The sequence below is a fragment of the Vibrio sp. CB1-14 genome (assembly GCF_040412085.2).
GTDB lineage: Bacteria > Pseudomonadota > Gammaproteobacteria > Enterobacterales > Vibrionaceae > Vibrio > Vibrio chaetopteri.
This window is the reverse complement of record NZ_CP115920.1, coordinates 1,905,277-1,923,081: the sequence shown is the minus strand read 5'-3', so window position 1 is coordinate 1,923,081 and position 17,805 is coordinate 1,905,277. Positions and strand designations below refer to the sequence as shown.

The window sequence follows — 17,805 nt, the reverse complement described above, 5'->3', positions numbered from 1 at the left end:
CAGCAGGCGACAACGCGACAGTGACAGCCAACGAAGATGGCTCGTTCACGATCACTCCAGATGCTGATTTCAATGGCGACATTGACCTAAGCTTCGACATCTCAGATGGCACCGACACCATCGTCGCGAATGCTGACCTCACTGTAAATCCAGTGAATGACGCAGCGGTTGTGGAAGATGTGGGTTATACCATCCAAGAAGATGGTTCGTTGACCTTCACTGATGAGCAGCTTCTAGCGGGCGCGTCAGACATTGATGGTGATGACCTGTCTGTTGCGGATGTTAGCTACTCTGGTACAGAAGGTGTGTTCACCGACAACGGTGACGGTACGTATACCTTCGCACCAAACGAAAACTTCAATGGTGACGTCGACCTAAGCTTCTCAGTGAGCGACGGTACGACGACTACTGAAGCCAACATTGATGTGACCGTTGAGTCGGTCAATGACATTCCAGTGGCTGGCTCTACAACATACTCCGTCAATGAAGATGGCATCATCACCATCTCTGACGACCAATTACTTGCTAATTCAAGTGATGTCGAAGGCGAGGTGAGTGTCAGCGATGTGTCTTACTCAGGCACAGATGGTATCTTTACTGATAATGGAGACGGCACTTACAGTTTCGCTCCTAATGAGAACTTCAATGGTGATGTGTCACTAGACGTCATTGTCGCTGATGAAGACGGGGCAACCGTAGGTACGACGGCAGGTATTGAAGTTATCGCGATTAATGACGCACCTGTATCCGGCGATCTCGCTTACAGTGTCGATGAAGACGGTTCAATCACTCTGACTCAAGAGCAGTTGCTAGCTCAAGCTGGAGACGTCGATGTTGACGAACTTACTGCATCGAATCTTTCAGCAGGTGACAATGCAACAGTAACAGACAATGGTGATGGCAGCTTTACCATCACGCCAGATGCCAACTTCAACGGAGATATCGATCTGAACTTTGATATCTCTGACGGAACCGAAACGATCGTTGCCAATGCAGATCTTACTGTAAACCCAGTTAACGACCCTGCGACATCGGATCCAGTTGACCTTCAAGGTGTAGAAGATAATGCAATCATCATTTCTCAAGAAGACTTGCTGAAGCATGCTCAAGACATTGATGGCGATGACTTAACCGCCAAAGACCTATCCATCGATGAGTCATTTGGCTCACTGGTTGACAATACCGATGGTACTTGGACCTTCACACCTACAGAAAACTACAACGGCGATGTACCGTTCAACTTTAACGTTGATGATGGTACAGAGCTAACAGCGGTTCAGGGCAATATTGACATCGCTGCTGTTAACGATGAACCTCAGGCACCTTCAATAGAAATGCAGGGAGAAGAAGACCAAGTTATGGTCATCGACCCTGAGTACATCTTGGCACAGGCAAGTGATTTAGATGGTGATGAACTGACACTCGATAGTATTAGTGTTAAGTCGCCACAGAACGCGCAATTGCAACAGCAGCCAGATGGCATGTATCACCTCGTTACATCGCAAGATTTTAACGGCTTAGTAGAATTAGCTTACGAAATTTCAGATGGCGAAGCGACAGCAGAAGGCTCGCTCAATGTTGATGTCATTCCGGTGAATGATGCACCATTTAACGATGGCAATGCCTTCCTAACCACAAACGAGGATGGGGCATTTACCTTCGATTCATCCGATATGCTTGACCTATTTGGCGATATCGATACTGAAAACTTAGTAATTTCTCGCATTATCATGCCAGATGGAGAAGACGCAGGTGACCTGAATGACAATGGTGATGGTACCTGGACATTCACACCAACGGGTGATTTTGCGGGAACTTCAGGGCTACAAGTTGTCGCTTCCGATGGTGAGTTTGAAACTGCACTCGACGTACCAGTGTTTGTTCGTCCTGTCGCTGACGGTGCGGTTATCACCACGGATCACGAAGGGCCATTAGTGTTCTCCGAAGATTCAACGGGTCACTTGGGACTTAACGTTGACCTAATTGATGACTCAGAAATGCTCAGCAACTTGGTCATGACTGGTTTCCCTGTCGGGTTTGAAGTCAGTGATGGTGATAATACTGTTACTATTACTGAGCCTGGACAAATGATCAGTATTACTAATTGGAACATCGATGATCTGCAGTTAACACCGCCAGAAGATTTCTCAGGAAACTTCTTCGTAACCGTCAGCGCAACTACCGTTGACTATGGTGATGAGCCGTTACCAGAACCAGAAGGTAGTGAGATTTCCGGCGACTTTGATACAACGCTGGGCGAACCAATCTTTCTTACTGAAGAGGACTTGATTGGCATGGCGCAAAACATCGATGCTAATGATGACGATGCGATCCAAATGGTTCACTTGGTTGATCCTAACCAAGGCACGATGGTTGACAATGGTGATGGTACATGGACCTTTAGTCCTGCCGATGGCTTTACTGGTGAAGTGGACTTCGCCTATGTAGTAGAGCGTGACGGTATTCTTCATGATGAACAAAGCACAATTGGTGTTCATGAGAATGAAGGACAAATCACCGATGGCCCACAAATCGAGTCTATTGCTTCTGCTACCGTTGAGGAAAGTGAACCACTTAACTTCACCGATAGCGACATGTTGGGTACTTTAAGCTCTGAAACGGGTGAGATGAGTATTGAATCCGTCACACTGCTTGAAGGCGAAGGCCTCATTGAATCTGACGGGCAGGGTGGTTATCAATTCACTCCAGCTGAAGGCTATACTGGCAGCGCACAGATTGGCTTCGTGGCTAGTGATGGCGAAAACTCAGTTGAGAGTCATTTCAATATCACGGTTGATGAACAAACTTCTGGATCAGTTGAACCATTAGCTCAATCCGACGATGGCTCTATCGGCATCAACGGCGAACAGATTCTTCAAAACCTTGATGTTGCGGACGATGCAAGTTTGTCTGAACTCAACTACACAGGTGATGAAGGTGCATTAGTGCCGTCCGGTGATGACCAATGGACATTCTGGCCAGATCCAGAGTTTAGTGGTGACATCCCGTTAGAAGCGACCGTGCAATCAGGAGGCGAAGAGCAAACATTAGAAACAACAATGAACGTTGAAGCTGCACCGGAAGCAACATCTGCATCAAGCACGGAGCCAGAAAGCGCTGCAGCAGATACTGAAACGGTACAAGAAACCGTTGAAGCTACATCGGCAGATGAGACTAACACTGAAGATGAGGGTGCAGATGTTACCGCGGCACCTGGCACAGATGTTAACTTGTCTATCCCAGATGAAGTGACATTAGCTGAAGGCGTAGAACAGGTCGAGCTCTCTGGTATTCCAGAAGGCGCATCAGTTAGCGGTGCACTTGATAATGGTGACGGCACTTACACAGTATCTGGCGATTTGTCGCAACCTGTGACAATGTCACTAGGCGATACCTTTGAAGGTGAAGCATCAATATCATTCCAAGGTGTTGATGAACTTGATACACCAATTGAAGGAGCAACAGCAACTACAACGATTGAAGTTGATGATCAATATGCGATGCAAGCGAGTAGCCAAGCTCCAACAGACACTTCAGGTCTACAAGATGCAGGTGGCAGCGGCGATTGGACATCCGGCGACAATACCGATACTGGTGTCGACTTTACTGATGATTCCGGAAGCTTCGGTCACGAAGACCAATCATCGGGAGGAAGTCAGCACGATATCGACGACAACAACTTCTAGTCACTAACGCGTGGACTAGAATCTTCAAAGCCCGTGCTAGAAAACAAGCACGGGCTTTTTGTTTCTAATAATCACATTACTAATCTGTGATTAAGTAATGTGATTATTAGGTATTTTATGGTAAATCCACATTATCGTTAAATACGGTACATCTGATGAAGGTAGAGCAGCTTTACATAGAAGAATTCAAGCTCACGCACATTATATTTAACATAAGATAGATAATACGTACTTAGATATAAGTTCTCCAGAGCCAAATCCCACCAAGCCAACGCTCGCTAACGCCATGGAAAATCTAGAGATTCCAAGGCTCTCAAACTTTTTTGCTATGTTAGCCCAAGCCTGTTGGCCTTAAATCATTACTATGAGCCGCTGATTACCACATCCACTGTACATTATGCACTGTTCGGCAATTTGCGACTTTTGCCGTCGTAATTCGTCTGGAGTTTTTCGGTTCACTTAAACCGTTTCATACTTTATGGCTTCGTTAACAAAACGCGGCTTTTCTTGGCTCACGCTAAGCGCTTGACTGATAGCACGGCACCGCTATTGATACGAGTTCTGAAAAACTGCTGATTGTGAATAACTAGTCTATTTACCCAGTGGCTCCCTTTAATAACTGCTGTCTTTGGTGCGACTAATACAAACCTAAACAACCACACCTCTGTCTAAGTACCTATGTCTATGCACGTTATCGTTCCCTCATAGACTGATGCTCGGATATAGATAAAAAGCTCTTTACTCACGTATATCCCACAGCTAATGAATCAGATTATTACTAGCCCAAATAAATAATCAGCAATTGAAAAGCGAATTCAATACAAAGGCATTAACCATCAAAATACAACATATAGACCCACTATATAGGCGCCACCCAAACAATTTACCACCAACATAATCAAATCAAAACTTATGAATTAGCCAATATAGGTTTGCATTATATATATTTACGAGACGACGTCGTATAACCAACGAAAGAATTACGATGAATATTAGAAACCACCAACACAAACCCTTTGAATACGGGGCTTCATCACCTATAAAGCATGTGTATATGAAACAAAGATAAGATAAGGCAATCTATCACTAGCGTAAATTACATGAAAATAACCATTCACTAGATGAACTCTAAATTATATTTAGAAATTTTTATTAAGTTTATTTCACCCTGCTCTTTACAAAACCATCCAAATATTCAATTCTAGATTCAACGCAAAGACACAGTGTCTTAAAAATAATGATTAGATATTAGAAAAGGAGATTTCTATGTCACTTCCAATTGAATGGTTCAAAAACAGCTACGTTCGTATCCAAAACTGGGATGTAGAGGGTCTATCTTTAATAGAAGCAGAATCGGCGCTAGGGACTTACCTAACGGATAACAACCCTGTATCGTTAGAAATGGCGGACTATATTGCAGAGAACTGGACATGTAGAAGGATCCAAATGCTCGATTCTGAATCGCGTAGAACGTTAATGAAAATTTGGGATGAGCGAGAAATTGCGGCCAAAGCTTAGTTATTAGCTATCAAACCTGTTAGTTATAGTGCATTAGATTACGATATAAAAGGGCAGAAATACCCTTTTATATCGATACTTAACGGCTCTTTTTCTTGCCTTTAGATTTGAAGCTTTGATGAGGAAAAATGTTTCGTATTCTTTGCTGTATGCTCTTAGAAATTGTCTTGCTAAACTTGAGCTTCATACCGCTACGGGTTTGGTATACCTTAAGGTCTCCCGTCGTTTTATCTCGTTCTACAATATCTTTAAGATTGTGTTTAAACGTTGGTGGCAAATGGCCTTTAGTTTTAGTGATTGCACCTTCTTTCATTTGCACAACTAAAGAAGGTCGATCAATAGCGACTAGCCAAAATACAACGATCGCCCCAAGCAATACGACATACAACATAGCGACTACCTCCCTTCGTCACCTAATAGCTTACTTAAGTCCTCTTTCAAACTGCTTACTTTCTGCGTGGCTTTCTCGCTCCGAGACGCTTCACTTAACAAATACTCGATGGCTTCAGAGAGCGTACAACCGAGATCGCTTGCGCGATGAGATAATTTTTCCCAAACGCGAAAGTCCAAATCAATGGACTTCTTTTTGGTGTGAATTTGCTCGGCATTGTAATGGCGCTTACGCTTAGCCCTAATCGCTTGTTTAAGCTTATTGTCGAGCTCAACTGACATATGTTCATCGATCCACTCAATAACCAGAGTAGGTTCATGCTCTAGCTGCTTTAGCTTTGATACTGCCTGTTCGATCTCACTGGTATCAATGTAACGCGTAATATTATCGCCTTCACGCCACTTCTTTGTTAAATACTGCCACTTCCAACCACATTCTAAGTTTTCAAGTTGTTGGTATTTCATTGGTTTGCATCCCTACTCTGTTTACAGTGACAGCGTAACCCAAGATTCCAAACTTCTCAATAACAATGCTCAGTTAATGGGATTTTGCTCGCTATATGAACAGTTGAAAAGCTAACGTTGAGTGGCGATTCATTGTATACTTCGTGCAAATTAAACTTAAGTTACGACCCAATGAATCAAGTCCCTTGGCAACAAGTCTGCCCCCTTTACAACGATTTCGCCGATCTACTCGATAACGCACCTACTCTCGCCCCATTAGACGCTATTGAACTGCAGCCTCGCCTTAAAGCCGCACTGTCGTTTTTCGTCTCTGATGCGTGTCCTTCAAAAGTACTGATCATTAAAGATGGCGACAACTTGTTTCATCGACAGCTCGTCAGCGATCATATTGAAGCACTAGGTCACAAAACTGTCGTCAGTAAAGATGCTGACCCAAACTTGTTGTTTGACCGATACCAAACATCGCAAAACGAACCTGTTGTTGCTCAAGGTCTAGTATCACAAGCTAATGGTGGTTTTCTCATTTCATCGACGCAAACTGCACTAGCAAGTCTTGGTGTTTGGACAAATTTGAAAGCGTTATTGCAAGGTGCAAAACTCAATGGTGTATCGGTTGACACCAAAACTGCCGCGCTAACACCACCTAGTTTTTCATCGAACTTTAAGCTTATCGTTATTGGTGATCGAGAACAGTTGTCAGATCTAGACTTTATCGACAGTGACTTTCGATCCGGCTTTATGCAGTACACTGAAATAGAGAACGATTTGAAAGTGACGCCTGCAACAGCCAAGCAATACTTATCGTTTGTAAACTCGATGATGTCGCAATTTCTATCAGATAAGCAACTTGATCGTTCGGGCTACTTAAAGCTGCTTCAAGCCGGCGCGCGCGAAACAGAAGACAAACAATACTGGCCACTTTCGGTTGATTGGCATAAAGCTATGCTTTGTGAAGCATCATCGTACAGTCACAATTCAACGATATCTTCTGAACATATAGAAGCGGCAATCGAGGCGAAGCGTAACCGCGAGTCTTATCTGCCGGAACGGGCTATCGATGATATCTTGGAAGGCCAAGTCGTCATTGAAACTCAAGGAAAACAAGTTGGTCAAGTAAACGGTTTAACGGTCATTGATATTCCAGGACACCCTATCAGTTATGGTGAGCCTGCTCGTATCTCGTGTGTGGTGCACTTTGGTGACGGCGATGTATCAGACGTCGAGCGCAAAGTTGACCTCGGTGGCAACATTCACGCCAAAGGCATGATGATCATGCAAGCATTTGTGTCTTCCGAACTCGACCTAGATGCCCCACTACCATATTCCGCGTCTATTGTGTTTGAGCAGTCTTATTGTGAAGTCGACGGTGATAGCGCTTCATTAGCAGAGTTATGTTCTTTAGTGAGTGCGCTATCTGGCTATCCAATTGACCAACAAATTGCGGTTACAGGTGCTGTCGACCAATTTGGCCGCGTTCAAGCTGTAGGTGGTTTAAATGAGAAAGTGGAAGGCTTCTATAACGTATGTAAACACCAAGGTTTAACAGGCAAGCAAGGCGTCATTTTGCCTAAAACCAATGTTCAGCACCTGGCATTGAATAAAGAGCTCGTTGAAAGCATCAAAAATGAAGAATTTCACATTTGGTCTGTGACTCACGTAGACGAAGTGATACCACTTCTATTGGGTCAACCTTTCAAAAGTGACACCGAAGATAGTGTGATCGGCAAGATTGCCGAACGTATTGAAAACTTTGAAAAACATGAAATACCAGAGTCATTTGTGACACGGATTAAAAACTGGTTTGTCTAGTCGTGGTCGGACTTGTCTAGCGTACACCTGTTCACTAAGATGGCCTAACGCAAATTTGGAGTAATAAATAATGCAAAACAGACGTGAATCTTATAGCCGTGAAGACCTTCTAGCCTCTAGCCGCGGAGAATTATTTGGCGAGGGCTACCCTCAACTTCCAGCACCGAACATGCTGATGATGGACCGCGTAGCAAAAATGTCCGAAACTGAAGGTGACTTTGGCAAAGGTTTGATCGTTGCTGAACTGGATATTACTCCTGATCTATGGTTCTTCGACTGCCACTTTATAGGTGACCCAGTAATGCCAGGTTGTCTTGGTTTGGATGCTATGTGGCAGCTTGTTGGTTTCTACCTTGGCTGGATTGGTGGTGAAGGCAAAGGTCGTGCACTAGGTGTAGGTGAGCTGAAGTTTACCGGTCAAGTACTACCTACGGCTAAGAAAGTAACCTACGAACTTCACATGAAGCGTGTTGTAAACCGCAAGCTAGTTATGGGCATTGCTGATGGTCGCGTATTGGTAGATGGTAAAGAGATCTACGTAGCGAAAGATCTTAAAGTAGGTCTATTTAAAGACACCTCTGCTTTCTAAGCTATTTTGTAAATAAACGACTTTCCGGAGTCGTTTATTTTTAGCACATAAATTTAGTTATAGTGCACTAGGTGCGCATTATAAAGGCCTCTCTTGAGGCCTTTGTTACTTCAATTTCGCTCCCGACTACTTGAAGAGTCCTGATTGTTTATCATCTCTCGCGTCACGCCAACCGCCAAGCCAATAAGACTTTGCATCCATTTGTTGATAGGGACAGGCTTCCATCGATCGCCCATTCAATCCAGCTTTGTAACCCTGTGATTGAGCTCGTTCTAGACGATCACGCTTTTGTCTCTTCATAGTACGGTCCTCGCTATACAAAATCGGTTTCCCGACTTTCTATCATTAAAGATTTATGGAGCTTTTGTGACTCCTCTTTAATAATTGCTCATTTTTGGCCCGATCTCAAGACACAAAAAAATCCCAGTTCCACTATTGTGAAGCTGGGATTTTTGTCACTTGTGACTACTTGTTACGGCGTAACCCAAAGAATCCAAGCATAATCAAAGCCATCCAGCCGAGGCTACCGCCACTACGTTTAACTGGTGGTGCTTCTAGACCACGAGTTTGAATGTCGGCTGATGTTGCATTTGCGATCGGGATCAACTTAACTGCGACGAGCTTCTCTTTCTTTTGGCCGTTGCCACAATAGGAGTTATGACTGGTGGTGTCATAGCCGCCATCACATTTAAGCGCGGTTGCTGCAATCACACCATCATCGTTGATGTCAGCAGCATCGACAATACGGTATTGATTATTTTTCGTATTGTAGCTACCGCCATTGGTTAGATCGTCCAGTAACCATGGTTTGCCCTGGAAAACCGCCAAACGCTCAGCATCCGTTCCGGTAGTGTTATAAGGGTAAATAAAGCCGCGTTGGCGTCGTTTTTTACCAAAATACTCTGTTGATTGCTCAGCATCAACTGCACCAACAATTTCGTTGTAGTTGTTAATTGCACCAGGCTCACCACCTACACCACGAAAGAAGATACCGCTGTTGCCATTAAGTTCGTCAAAATAACGCGCAGATGGTGTAGAGAAACTGCCATTCGCATCATTGTTTAGGCTCACTTGACCCAAGAACATACGGTTTGCCGCCGCACCATTTTCTCGCTTATCACCGCGTCGCTTAGACGCACCCAAGAACACGAGGTTCTTGTTGATGTCAGTCGCGTATGAGTTGCTATAAATAAAGTCATCACCTGACTTGATTCGGGCGTTCTCTACAGTCACTGGAGACCACTGGCGTGATGTGTCGATCGCACTTGGATCAAATGTCGTTGAAGGAACAAATACCGTTGCTTGAAGGAAACTATTTGAGCCATCACCGGTTGTGTTGAGACCAACAAGGAATGGTTTTCCATTGCGCGGGTTATCCGAAGCGCTATCTTGCGCAGCAATAACAGCACCACGAGCACTGCCCTGTGACGCTTTTTTATCGTTGTTGGTTGGTACACCATTTTGCCAATCAGACACGATTGAAGCGCCCGCTACAAAATTGGTTGAGTCCCATACAGCAGTTTTAGTCGCAAAAGCAAAATTCTGGCAATCAGATCGCGATGCCGGATCTTCGATCAAGCAGTTATTCAGGTCACCATTCCAGTTCTTATTATCGTCGTTGTAGTCAAACGGAGCGACCGCAGCACTGCCTACGATGTACTCTTTGCCACCATAATTGAAACTGCTCCAACCCATAGTCCGACCCATTTGGTTGGTAATTCGCTGATCGCTGTTTGGTGACTCAACCAAGAGTGGCAGCAACATTTCCGTAGTATCGCCATTTTGCACAAAACCACGATGACGGTATGCCGTTGCTAAGTTGCCTTTCGCACCATCAGAAGCATTGATACGGTAGTAACCCGAGCTGGTGTTACCAATAGCCATACCTTGATCAGACGTCAGGCTATTGATAACGACGTTTTCTGAGTTGGTATCTGGTGTCGCTACACCGCCCGGTTTATAGTCCGAAGTTGGCGTTACGCCCATTCGCGTAGCAGTAGATGCTTGATCCGGATCAGATGAAGGCGTGGTTTCACTAAAGCCATGAGCATTAGAGAAGTAGTTGTCTTCACCGGCAATATTGTTCCAGCCCGTTTGCGACGAGTTATAAAACGCGTCACGCTCACGTAGTAGACCGCCAACGTCGCTAAAGCTGTACCACATTTTATCAGTCCAACCTGGATCACAGGTTTGATAACCTAATTCAGAACGGCAATAATCGCGGTTACGGTTCCAGTCGGTATAGAAGAATGACGAATCGTAGTTAAATGGGATCTCTTGACGATACGAATGGCCTTCAGAACCATTTCGAGAATCACCATACAAACGATACTCGCTACATGTTGTCCCTTCGGCAAAACACCCCATTGGATTGCTCGCATCAGCCTTTTCTATCGCACTACCATAAAACTCAGTGACCACACTTCCGTTGGCTTCAACAAATACACCGGTAGACTTGATACTTCCAGTAGGATCGACCTCAACCACTTTATATAAAGCAGCATGGCTCGATGTCGCTGCAAGTACACTTGCAGCAATCAATGAAAACTTAAAATTATTACGACTCATCAAAACTAACTTTCCTGTTGCATTGCTTCTAGCTCTTCCCATCGCTCAAAAGCAACGTCTAGCTCCTGCTCTTTTGCAGCTAAACTATCTAAAATGGGTTGTGTCTCTTCTACTGGCTTGGCGAAAAACGTAGGGTCATTCACCATTTCCTGTAGTTGTTCAATCTCTTGCTCCAGTTGCTCCAACAGAGCTGGTAGCGCTTCTAATTCCCTCTGTAGCTTATAGGACAGCTTCTTAGGTTTAGAGTTCACTGCTTGTGTCTTGTTATTTTGTTCAACTGGCTGTTTTTTATTCTCTTTTACTGGCTCGTACGCTTTACGTGCGTCCAACACCTGCTGTCTCTGCTGCTGAGCATCATGATAACCACCAACGAACTCTTCGATAACCCCATTTCCTTCAAAAATCCAGCTAGCGGTCACAGTATTATCAACAAACTGACGGTCATGGCTCACTAAAAGCAGTGTGCCTTGATAATTTCCTAGTAACTCTTCTAATAATTCTAAGGTTTCAATGTCCAAATCGTTGGTTGGTTCATCGAGTACCAGTAGGTTATTAGACTTCAGGAAAATACGAGCCAACAACAAGCGGTTCTTCTCACCACCCGACAGTGCTTTCACTGGGGTTCTCGCGCGTTTTGGTGCAAACAAAAAGTCTTGAAGATAACTTAGCGCATGACGCTCACGTCCGCCAACCATCACTTCCTGTTTACCATCGGCAAGGTTATCAATAACGCTCTTTTCTGGATCTAATGCTTCGCGGTACTGGTCAAAATAAGCGACTTCAAGCTTGGTACCACACTTAAGTTTACCTGATGTAGGTGTAAGCTCATCGAGTAACAGCTTGATCAACGTACTCTTACCACATCCATTAGGACCAATAAGCGCAATACGATCACCACGTTGGATATTGAAAGAAAAGTTATTGATGATGGTTTTGCCTTCAATCTCGTAGTTCAGATTGTCAGCTTCAAACACAATCTTGCCAGAACGCGCGGTGTCGTCGAGCTTGAGGTTCACTTTGCCTTGAACGTCTCTGCGGCCTTTACGTTCGTCTCGAAGTTTTTTCAGCGCACGGACACGACCTTCGTTGCGAGTTCTTCGTGCTTTGATGCCCTGTCTTATCCAAACTTCTTCTTGCGCGAGCTTTTTGTCGAACTCTGCATTTTGCATTTCTTCAACACGTAGCGCCTCTTCTTTTTCGACTAGGTATTTTTCGTAGTCGCCAGGGAAAGAGACAAGTTGGCCTCGATCTAGATCGACAATGCGTGTCGCCATAGAGCGAATAAAAGCGCGGTCGTGAGAAATAAAGATGATAGAACCACGGAAGTCTTTTAAGAACGTCTCCAACCACTCAATGGTTGTCACATCCAAATGGTTGGTTGGCTCATCGAGTAATAAGACATCAGGATCGCACACCAGCGCTCTAGCTAATGCCGCCTTTCGCTGCCAACCACCAGACAAATCGCTAAGTAGCGTAGCACCGTCAAGCTTGAGCGCACCAAGAATGTTCTTAATGCGGTCTTCAAAACGCCATGCGCCGGAAACTTCGAGGTTTTCTTGAACTTTGGCTAAGCGATTAATATGAGATTCACTTGGGTCTTGAGCCACCAGCTCAAGTAAAGCGTGATATTGCTTTAGCTGCTCACCGATCTCTGCCAAGCCTTCAGCGACATAGTCTTCGACCGTTCCAACTTGGTCGCGAGGAGGATCTTGTTCTAGACGAGATACTACAACATCTTGAGTAATTTGCAGTTTGCCATCATCCATAATGATGTCGCCTGCCAATACTTTCATTAACGTTGACTTGCCAGCACCGTTTCGACCAACCAGACACACGCGTTCATTCTCTTGAAGCGCAAAGTCCGTCTTATCTAGAAGCGGATGATCACCAAATGCAAGTTGTCCATTATGGATGGTAAGTAATGCCATTGACTGTTAACCATTGTTGAAGTTGTAAGATATCGAAGGGCCAGTTGATCTCAGATTCATCCACTTTGACTACTGGAATAGTGACGCCGTAACGAGAAAACAGCTCATCGTCGAAAGCAATATCGACAATCTCTACCTGTTCCCCGAGCCCTACTTGTTTGATTAGCTCAAGAGCCATCTCACAGAGATGGCAACCTTCAGTGCTGTATAATGTCAGTTCCTTTGTCATGATCCGTCTTAACTTTTGTGAGAGATAACCCAGCAGTTATGAATATGCTTGTTACGAGCAAAGTCGAGGGGCAAGGTCTTATCAGAAATGTTTTTCGCAGTTAAGCCGATCTCTTCCAACGCTTCCAAATCCATTTTGAAGTGGCGTTTGTTGTTTGAGAATACGATAGTACCTTCTGCACTTAGTAGACGTTTCAAATCACGCATTAAAGTGACATGGTCACGTTGTACGTCGAACGATTGCTCCATACGCTTAGAATTTGAAAACGTAGGAGGATCGATAAAGATAAGGTCGTAAATGCCGTTTGCTTTCGCAAGCCATTGTAAGCAATCTGCTTGAATGTATTGGTGCTGACGACCTACTTGACCATTCAGCTTCATGTTATCTTTCGCCCACTCTAAGTATGTATTAGACATATCAACCGTGGTCGTAGACTTTGCTCCACCAAGCGCAGCATGAACAGTCGCAGAACCTGTGTATGCAAACAGGTTCAAGAAATCTCTGCCTTGCGCCAATTCACCCAGTTTACGACGAGTGATTTTATGATCGAGGAACAGGCCAGTATCTAGGTAGTCATGCAAGTTTACGATCAACTGCGCGCCGTACTCATGAACTTTCATGGTTGACGACTTTTGAGCAAGCTTGTTGTATTGTGAGCTGCCTTTCTTCTTCTCGCGAGTTTTCAAAACAACGTTGTTGGTGTCAACACCAGTTACTTTGATCGAAGCACGGATAATATCTGTCAGGCGACGCTTTGCTGTCTCTTCTGGAATACTCTTCGGCGCCGCGTATTCTTGAATAACCAAAGAATCTTGATAAACATCAACCGCAACGTTGTACTCTGGTAAATCAGCATCGTAAATACGGTAGCAGTCTAATCCTTCTTTCTTAGCCCACTTGCCGATTTTGGCCATGTTTTTTTTCAGACGGTTTGAGAAATCTGGTGCAATCACTTGAAGGTCATTATTGCCAGCAATCTGTTCTGCACTGCGCGCTGAAATCGAGTAATTTTTTTGGTGACACTGTAACGCACCGTTATTCAACTTAAATTGCTTATCAGCACGCATGCGTAAGCAACTTAGTAAGTCATCTGAACTTGAGAAAATCGATGCCTGGCAGCCACCGAACTCGGTTTTAAGCTGATTACCAAATTCAGTATACAGTGCTATCAAACCTGGCTCGGTGCCTAGTCGCTCACCATAAGGTGGGTTACAAACAATCACGCCCTCACCAAACTCTGCTGGCTTAGTCACTTTGCTGGCATCGCCAAGCTCAAAGGTAATCAAGTCTTCAACGCCGGCACGCTTAGCATTCTCTTTTGCTGTGCGAAGGACTCTAGGGTCGTTGTCGAAGCCCCAAAACCTGCTGTCAGTCTTTTTGACACCGCGACGAGCTTGTACATTCGCTTCCGATTTCACTTCTGCCCAAACTTCTGGCTCGAAGTCTTCTAGGGCTTCAAAACACCAAGTCTTACGTTTGACGCCTGGTGCCATATTCGCAGCAAGCATAGCTGTTTCAATCAACAACGTACCCGAACCACACATCGGATCAAGCATGTTCTTACCTTGCTCCCACCCACTTCTAGCAACAATAGCAGCTGCGAGTGTTTCTCGAAGAGGAGCACGACCAGATTCAGTACGATAGCCGCGTTGATGCAAGCCAGAGCCCACCATATCCAGACCAATCAGAGCCTTATCACGATGCAAACGCACATGCACACGTACATCGGCTCCATCTTTACTGATGTTTGGTCTTGGTAAGTTCTTCTTATTAAAGCAATCCACTACCGCGTCTTTCACTTTCATTGCGCCATATTGGCTATTACGGATCTCTCGGTTCGTACCGTTGAAATCAACAATGAATTTCTTCGTGCTGTGGAAGTGGTTAACCCAGTTGATGGACGAAGCAGCCAGATAAAGGTCCATATCATCTTGGCAAGTGAATTCCGACAGTACTTTAACAAAGCGAGAAGCATAGCGGCTCCACAAACAAGCGCGATAAATCTGCTCATTAGTCGCTTTAAATTTCACCCCTGCTTGAACAGGCTTTACAGAAGTTAAGCCCATTTGTTCAAGCTCTTGAGCGAGAAGGTTTTCAAGTCCGTTAGAAGTGACGGCAAGATATTGGTTCATAGTGTTCATCTGGCTGTGAAAAATGGTGTTGATTATACCTGACATTACTGCCTGTCACTAAACAAACCTTCAATAACCCGCGTTCAAAGTGTTTGTTCGCACAAGGTTTAACCGGTGTAAGCGCCTAACACATACCGGCACCCTACATTAGCTTGTACTTAATTAATTCACCATAAACCAACGGCTTTCGCGATAGTGAATACTTATTCGCGGCACGATTGGTATATACCAAAGCCCATATTTTCGTGTAACTTAGTTACAGAAAGTACCTAAATGGGGAACTCATTAGTTAATTAGCCCCTATTAAGGGAAATAAAAACGTTACTTTTAGTGGTAAAAAAAAGCGAAATATTTGCTCTGCAACAAGATAGATACGGCAAAACATCGCCGCTTGGATGGTTAAAGAGCTCGCTTGAGGAGTAAAACTGAAGGGGACTTGTAGGTTTTTGGTAAATAGCAGACAAAAAAAATCGGCCAACCAGGCCGATAAATTCTACGAGAAATGAAGGAAACACATATTATTGTTGTTTAAAGCTGCCACTGCTTTTTCTTATAAGGCGCGTTAACGCGCTCTAAGTGCCCCGCTCTAACCTACAAGAGCGATAGGCTGGTTTAATGCGATAAACTGCTGTGCACACGTCATACGGTCGTGCATCACTTTAATGCTTTGGCCAAACGTGACTTGCTTGCTGGCTGTCAAACTGAATGACTCTAAGTCGACTAACGCACACAAACTGGCACTCTCTCCCACTTCCAGAACGATGAAGAAACCTTCTGAATTTGAGTTTACCAATCGAACCAGTTCCCCTTCCTCTGGCTGATAAGAGCCATCTTGGTGGTCGAAGAACCAGCTTTTTGGTTGTACGGGTTTATGAAAGCGCTTGGCTGCCACGCAATACAGCGTTAGTTCAGCCTGTCTAGGCTCTGAGAGCTCAAGTACACTAATTTGGTCTTTAAAGGTTTGAAACGCGGATGCGTCATCGACAGTGAAGTTGTTCTGACCCATCGCGCAGTCGACAAGGAGTTTACGGGAAAGATTGGTTTTAAAAACCATATCGTCTCCCAAGTCCAGCATAAGAGAGTTCTCACTCTCGTCCATATACCAGATCCATGTATCGCTGGGTTTAAGCATCGTTCCGTCTCTATATTTAAAGAATAATCAGACTGTTAGGTAAAACGCTTAATTACCTGTTGGTCAGTTGTTACTAATTCTAAAAACGAATAAACAAAAAAAAAAGGGGAAAACTAATTTCCCCTTTCTCGATTAAAATCTAGTCACTTTGGTAGATGAAAGCGTTTATAGATTCTTAACGATGTCTTTAACAAGTTTTGGACCGTGGTAAATAAAGCCAGAGTAAACTTGCACCAGCGAAGCACCGGCCATCAGTTTCTCTTTTGCAGACACGTACGAGTCAATACCACCAACACCAATGATTGGAAGCTTACCATCAAGGTTTTTCGCTAGAAGGCGCACTACTTCTGTACTGCGAGACTGTACTGGACGGCCGCTCAAGCCACCAGCCTCATTGGCGTGCTTCATACCTTCTACGACAGAGCGATCCAATGTTGTATTGGTGGCGATCACACCGTCAATTTGGTTCTTGATCAATGAATCGCAGATTTGGCTAATCTCGTCATCACTTAGATCCGGCGCGATCTTCAGTGCAAGAGGTACATATTTACCATGCTTTTCAGCCAATTCTGACTGTTTTGTTTTCAGCTCAGCAAGGAGTTCATCCAGTGCTTCACCGTATTGCAAACTACGAAGTCCAGGAGTGTTAGGAGATGAGATGTTTACAGCAATGTAGCCCGCGTGCTCGTAAACCTTCTCCATACAGATAATATAGTCTTCAGCACCCTTCTCGATTGGCGTATCTTTATTTTTACCAATGTTGATACCGATGATTCCGTCATATTTTGCTTTCTTAACGTTCTCTACCAGATTATCAACGCCCAAGTTACTGAAACCCATTCGGTTGATAATACCTTCAGCTTCTACCAAGCGGAACAGGCGTGGTTTGTCATTACCTGACTGTGGGCGTGGTGTTACCGTACCAACTTCAACAAAACCAAAGCCCATAGCGCCGAATGCTTCGATACATTCGCCGTTTTTGTCTAAGCCTGCAGCTAGACCCACAGGGTTTTTAAACGTCAAACCCATGCATTCTACTGGTCGATTTGGTAATTGTTGGCGATAAGCGAGATCAAGTGGTGTGCCGGTGAAGCGCTTGAAGTTTTGAATAGCGAGATCGTGAGCCTTTTCGGCATCAAGTTGGAAAAAGCCAGTTCTGGCAAGACGGTAAAGCATTGTGCCTCCGATAGAAAACCCGTGTAAACGGGGCGGTATTATTTACTGATTCGCCTAAACATGCAATCAAGATTTGTCTTTATCGAAAAAAAGCAAACGTTTCGCATAAGATTCAATCAAATTTACGTTACACCGTCACCAAATTTGATGCTTGATACAAAAAAGCGCCCCTAAGAGCGCTTA

13 protein-coding genes and 1 pseudogene are annotated in these 17,805 nt (G+C 44.4%); 4 read left to right on the top strand and 10 right to left on the bottom strand.

What is annotated here, in order from left to right; translation table 11 throughout:
- Positions 1 to 20 precede the first annotated feature (20 nt).
- Positions 21 to 3,686 (top strand): tandem-95 repeat protein, encoded by a 3,666-nt coding sequence (locus tag PG915_RS08695; protein WP_353496166.1) that lies wholly within the window; start codon positions 21 to 23, stop codon positions 3,684 to 3,686.
- Between the two features lie 207 nt (positions 3,687 to 3,893).
- Here PG915_RS08695 and PG915_RS08690 read toward each other — a convergent pair.
- Positions 3,894 to 4,025: pseudogene (locus tag PG915_RS08690) on the bottom strand (hypothetical protein); the annotation flags it as partial.
- A 927-nt stretch (positions 4,026 to 4,952) separates the two neighbouring features.
- On the opposite strand from PG915_RS08690, the gene PG915_RS08685 reads away from it, so the two are divergent.
- Entirely contained in the window at positions 4,953 to 5,204 is a 252-nt protein-coding gene (locus PG915_RS08685; RefSeq protein ID WP_353496165.1) for a hypothetical protein, read from the top strand.
- 79 nt (positions 5,205 to 5,283) lie between these two features.
- On the opposite strand, the gene PG915_RS08680 is transcribed toward PG915_RS08685, so the two are convergent.
- Both PG915_RS08680 and matP read right to left on the bottom strand, forming a co-directional pair.
- Positions 5,284 to 5,595 carry a DUF3634 family protein gene (locus tag PG915_RS08680; protein WP_353496164.1) on the bottom strand — a complete coding sequence of 104 codons (312 nt, stop codon included), beginning with the start codon at positions 5,593 to 5,595 and terminating at the stop codon, positions 5,284 to 5,286.
- 5 nt (positions 5,596 to 5,600) lie between these two features.
- Entirely contained in the window at positions 5,601 to 6,059 is a 459-nt protein-coding gene (gene matP / locus PG915_RS08675; protein WP_353496163.1) for a macrodomain Ter protein MatP, read from the bottom strand.
- A 171-nt stretch (positions 6,060 to 6,230) separates the two neighbouring features.
- Here matP and PG915_RS08670 point away from each other — a divergent pair, with 171 nt between their 5' ends.
- Positions 6,231 to 7,868 carry a Lon protease family protein gene (locus tag PG915_RS08670; protein ID WP_353496162.1) on the top strand — a complete coding sequence of 546 codons (1,638 nt, stop codon included), beginning with the start codon at positions 6,231 to 6,233 and terminating at the stop codon, positions 7,866 to 7,868.
- Positions 7,869 to 7,938: 70 nt separating this feature from the next.
- Complete coding sequence (gene fabA, locus PG915_RS08665) at positions 7,939 to 8,457, top strand: bifunctional 3-hydroxydecanoyl-ACP dehydratase/trans-2-decenoyl-ACP isomerase (RefSeq protein ID WP_338164378.1); 519 nt, start codon at positions 7,939 to 7,941, stop codon at positions 8,455 to 8,457.
- A 126-nt stretch (positions 8,458 to 8,583) separates the two neighbouring features.
- Here the strand turns inward: fabA and rmf are convergent, their stop codons facing one another.
- The 7 genes from rmf to pyrD form a co-directional block, all read right to left on the bottom strand.
- Positions 8,584 to 8,757, bottom strand: coding sequence for a ribosome modulation factor (rmf, locus tag PG915_RS08660; protein ID WP_042475718.1), 174 nt, complete (start codon positions 8,755 to 8,757; stop codon positions 8,584 to 8,586).
- A gap of 165 nt (positions 8,758 to 8,922) precedes the next feature.
- A complete protein-coding gene (locus PG915_RS08655; RefSeq protein WP_353496161.1) occupies positions 8,923 to 11,025 on the bottom strand; it encodes a DUF3466 family protein in 2,103 nt (700 codons plus the stop codon).
- Positions 11,026 to 11,030: 5 nt separating this feature from the next.
- Positions 11,031 to 12,953 (bottom strand): ABC transporter ATP-binding protein, encoded by a 1,923-nt coding sequence (locus PG915_RS08650; protein ID WP_353496160.1) that lies wholly within the window; start codon positions 12,951 to 12,953, stop codon positions 11,031 to 11,033.
- Complete coding sequence (locus tag PG915_RS08645) at positions 12,931 to 13,182, bottom strand: glutaredoxin family protein (protein WP_112479954.1); 252 nt, start codon at positions 13,180 to 13,182, stop codon at positions 12,931 to 12,933. The genes PG915_RS08650 and PG915_RS08645 overlap by 23 nt, the downstream gene beginning before the upstream one ends.
- An 8-nt stretch (positions 13,183 to 13,190) precedes the next feature.
- Positions 13,191 to 15,314, bottom strand: coding sequence for a bifunctional 23S rRNA (guanine(2069)-N(7))-methyltransferase RlmK/23S rRNA (guanine(2445)-N(2))-methyltransferase RlmL (gene rlmKL / locus PG915_RS08640; RefSeq protein WP_353498693.1), 2,124 nt, complete (start codon positions 15,312 to 15,314; stop codon positions 13,191 to 13,193).
- 586 nt (positions 15,315 to 15,900) lie between these two features.
- Positions 15,901 to 16,446: a cell division protein ZapC gene (locus PG915_RS08635; RefSeq protein ID WP_353496159.1), complete on the bottom strand. Its 546-nt coding sequence runs from the start codon at positions 16,444 to 16,446 to the stop codon at positions 15,901 to 15,903.
- A 165-nt stretch (positions 16,447 to 16,611) separates the two neighbouring features.
- The gene (gene pyrD / locus PG915_RS08630; RefSeq protein WP_353496158.1) at positions 16,612 to 17,622 is read right to left on the bottom strand and encodes a quinone-dependent dihydroorotate dehydrogenase; all 1,011 of its coding nucleotides are present in this window, start codon (positions 17,620 to 17,622) and stop codon (positions 16,612 to 16,614) included.
- Positions 17,623 to 17,805 lie beyond the last annotated feature (183 nt).

Coding starts and splice junctions, on each gene's coding strand:
- fabA (WP_338164378.1), top strand. CDS start 7,939: ATGCAAAACAGACGTGAATCTTATAGCCGTGAAGACCTTCTAGCCTCT.
- PG915_RS08650 (WP_353496160.1), bottom strand. CDS start 12,953: ATGGCATTACTTACCATCCATAATGGACAACTTGCATTTGGTGATCAT.
- rlmKL (WP_353498693.1), bottom strand. CDS start 15,314: ATGAACCAATATCTTGCCGTCACTTCTAACGGACTTGAAAACCTTCTC.
- PG915_RS08680 (WP_353496164.1), bottom strand. CDS start 5,595: ATGTTGTATGTCGTATTGCTTGGGGCGATCGTTGTATTTTGGCTAGTC.
- pyrD (WP_353496158.1), bottom strand. CDS start 17,622: ATGCTTTACCGTCTTGCCAGAACTGGCTTTTTCCAACTTGATGCCGAA.
- PG915_RS08670 (WP_353496162.1), top strand. CDS start 6,231: ATGAATCAAGTCCCTTGGCAACAAGTCTGCCCCCTTTACAACGATTTC.
- PG915_RS08655 (WP_353496161.1), bottom strand. CDS start 11,025: ATGAGTCGTAATAATTTTAAGTTTTCATTGATTGCTGCAAGTGTACTT.
- PG915_RS08645 (WP_112479954.1), bottom strand. CDS start 13,182: ATGACAAAGGAACTGACATTATACAGCACTGAAGGTTGCCATCTCTGT.
- PG915_RS08685 (WP_353496165.1), top strand. CDS start 4,953: ATGTCACTTCCAATTGAATGGTTCAAAAACAGCTACGTTCGTATCCAA.
- matP (WP_353496163.1), bottom strand. CDS start 6,059: ATGAAATACCAACAACTTGAAAACTTAGAATGTGGTTGGAAGTGGCAG.
- PG915_RS08635 (WP_353496159.1), bottom strand. CDS start 16,446: ATGCTTAAACCCAGCGATACATGGATCTGGTATATGGACGAGAGTGAG.
- rmf (WP_042475718.1), bottom strand. CDS start 8,757: ATGAAGAGACAAAAGCGTGATCGTCTAGAACGAGCTCAATCACAGGGT.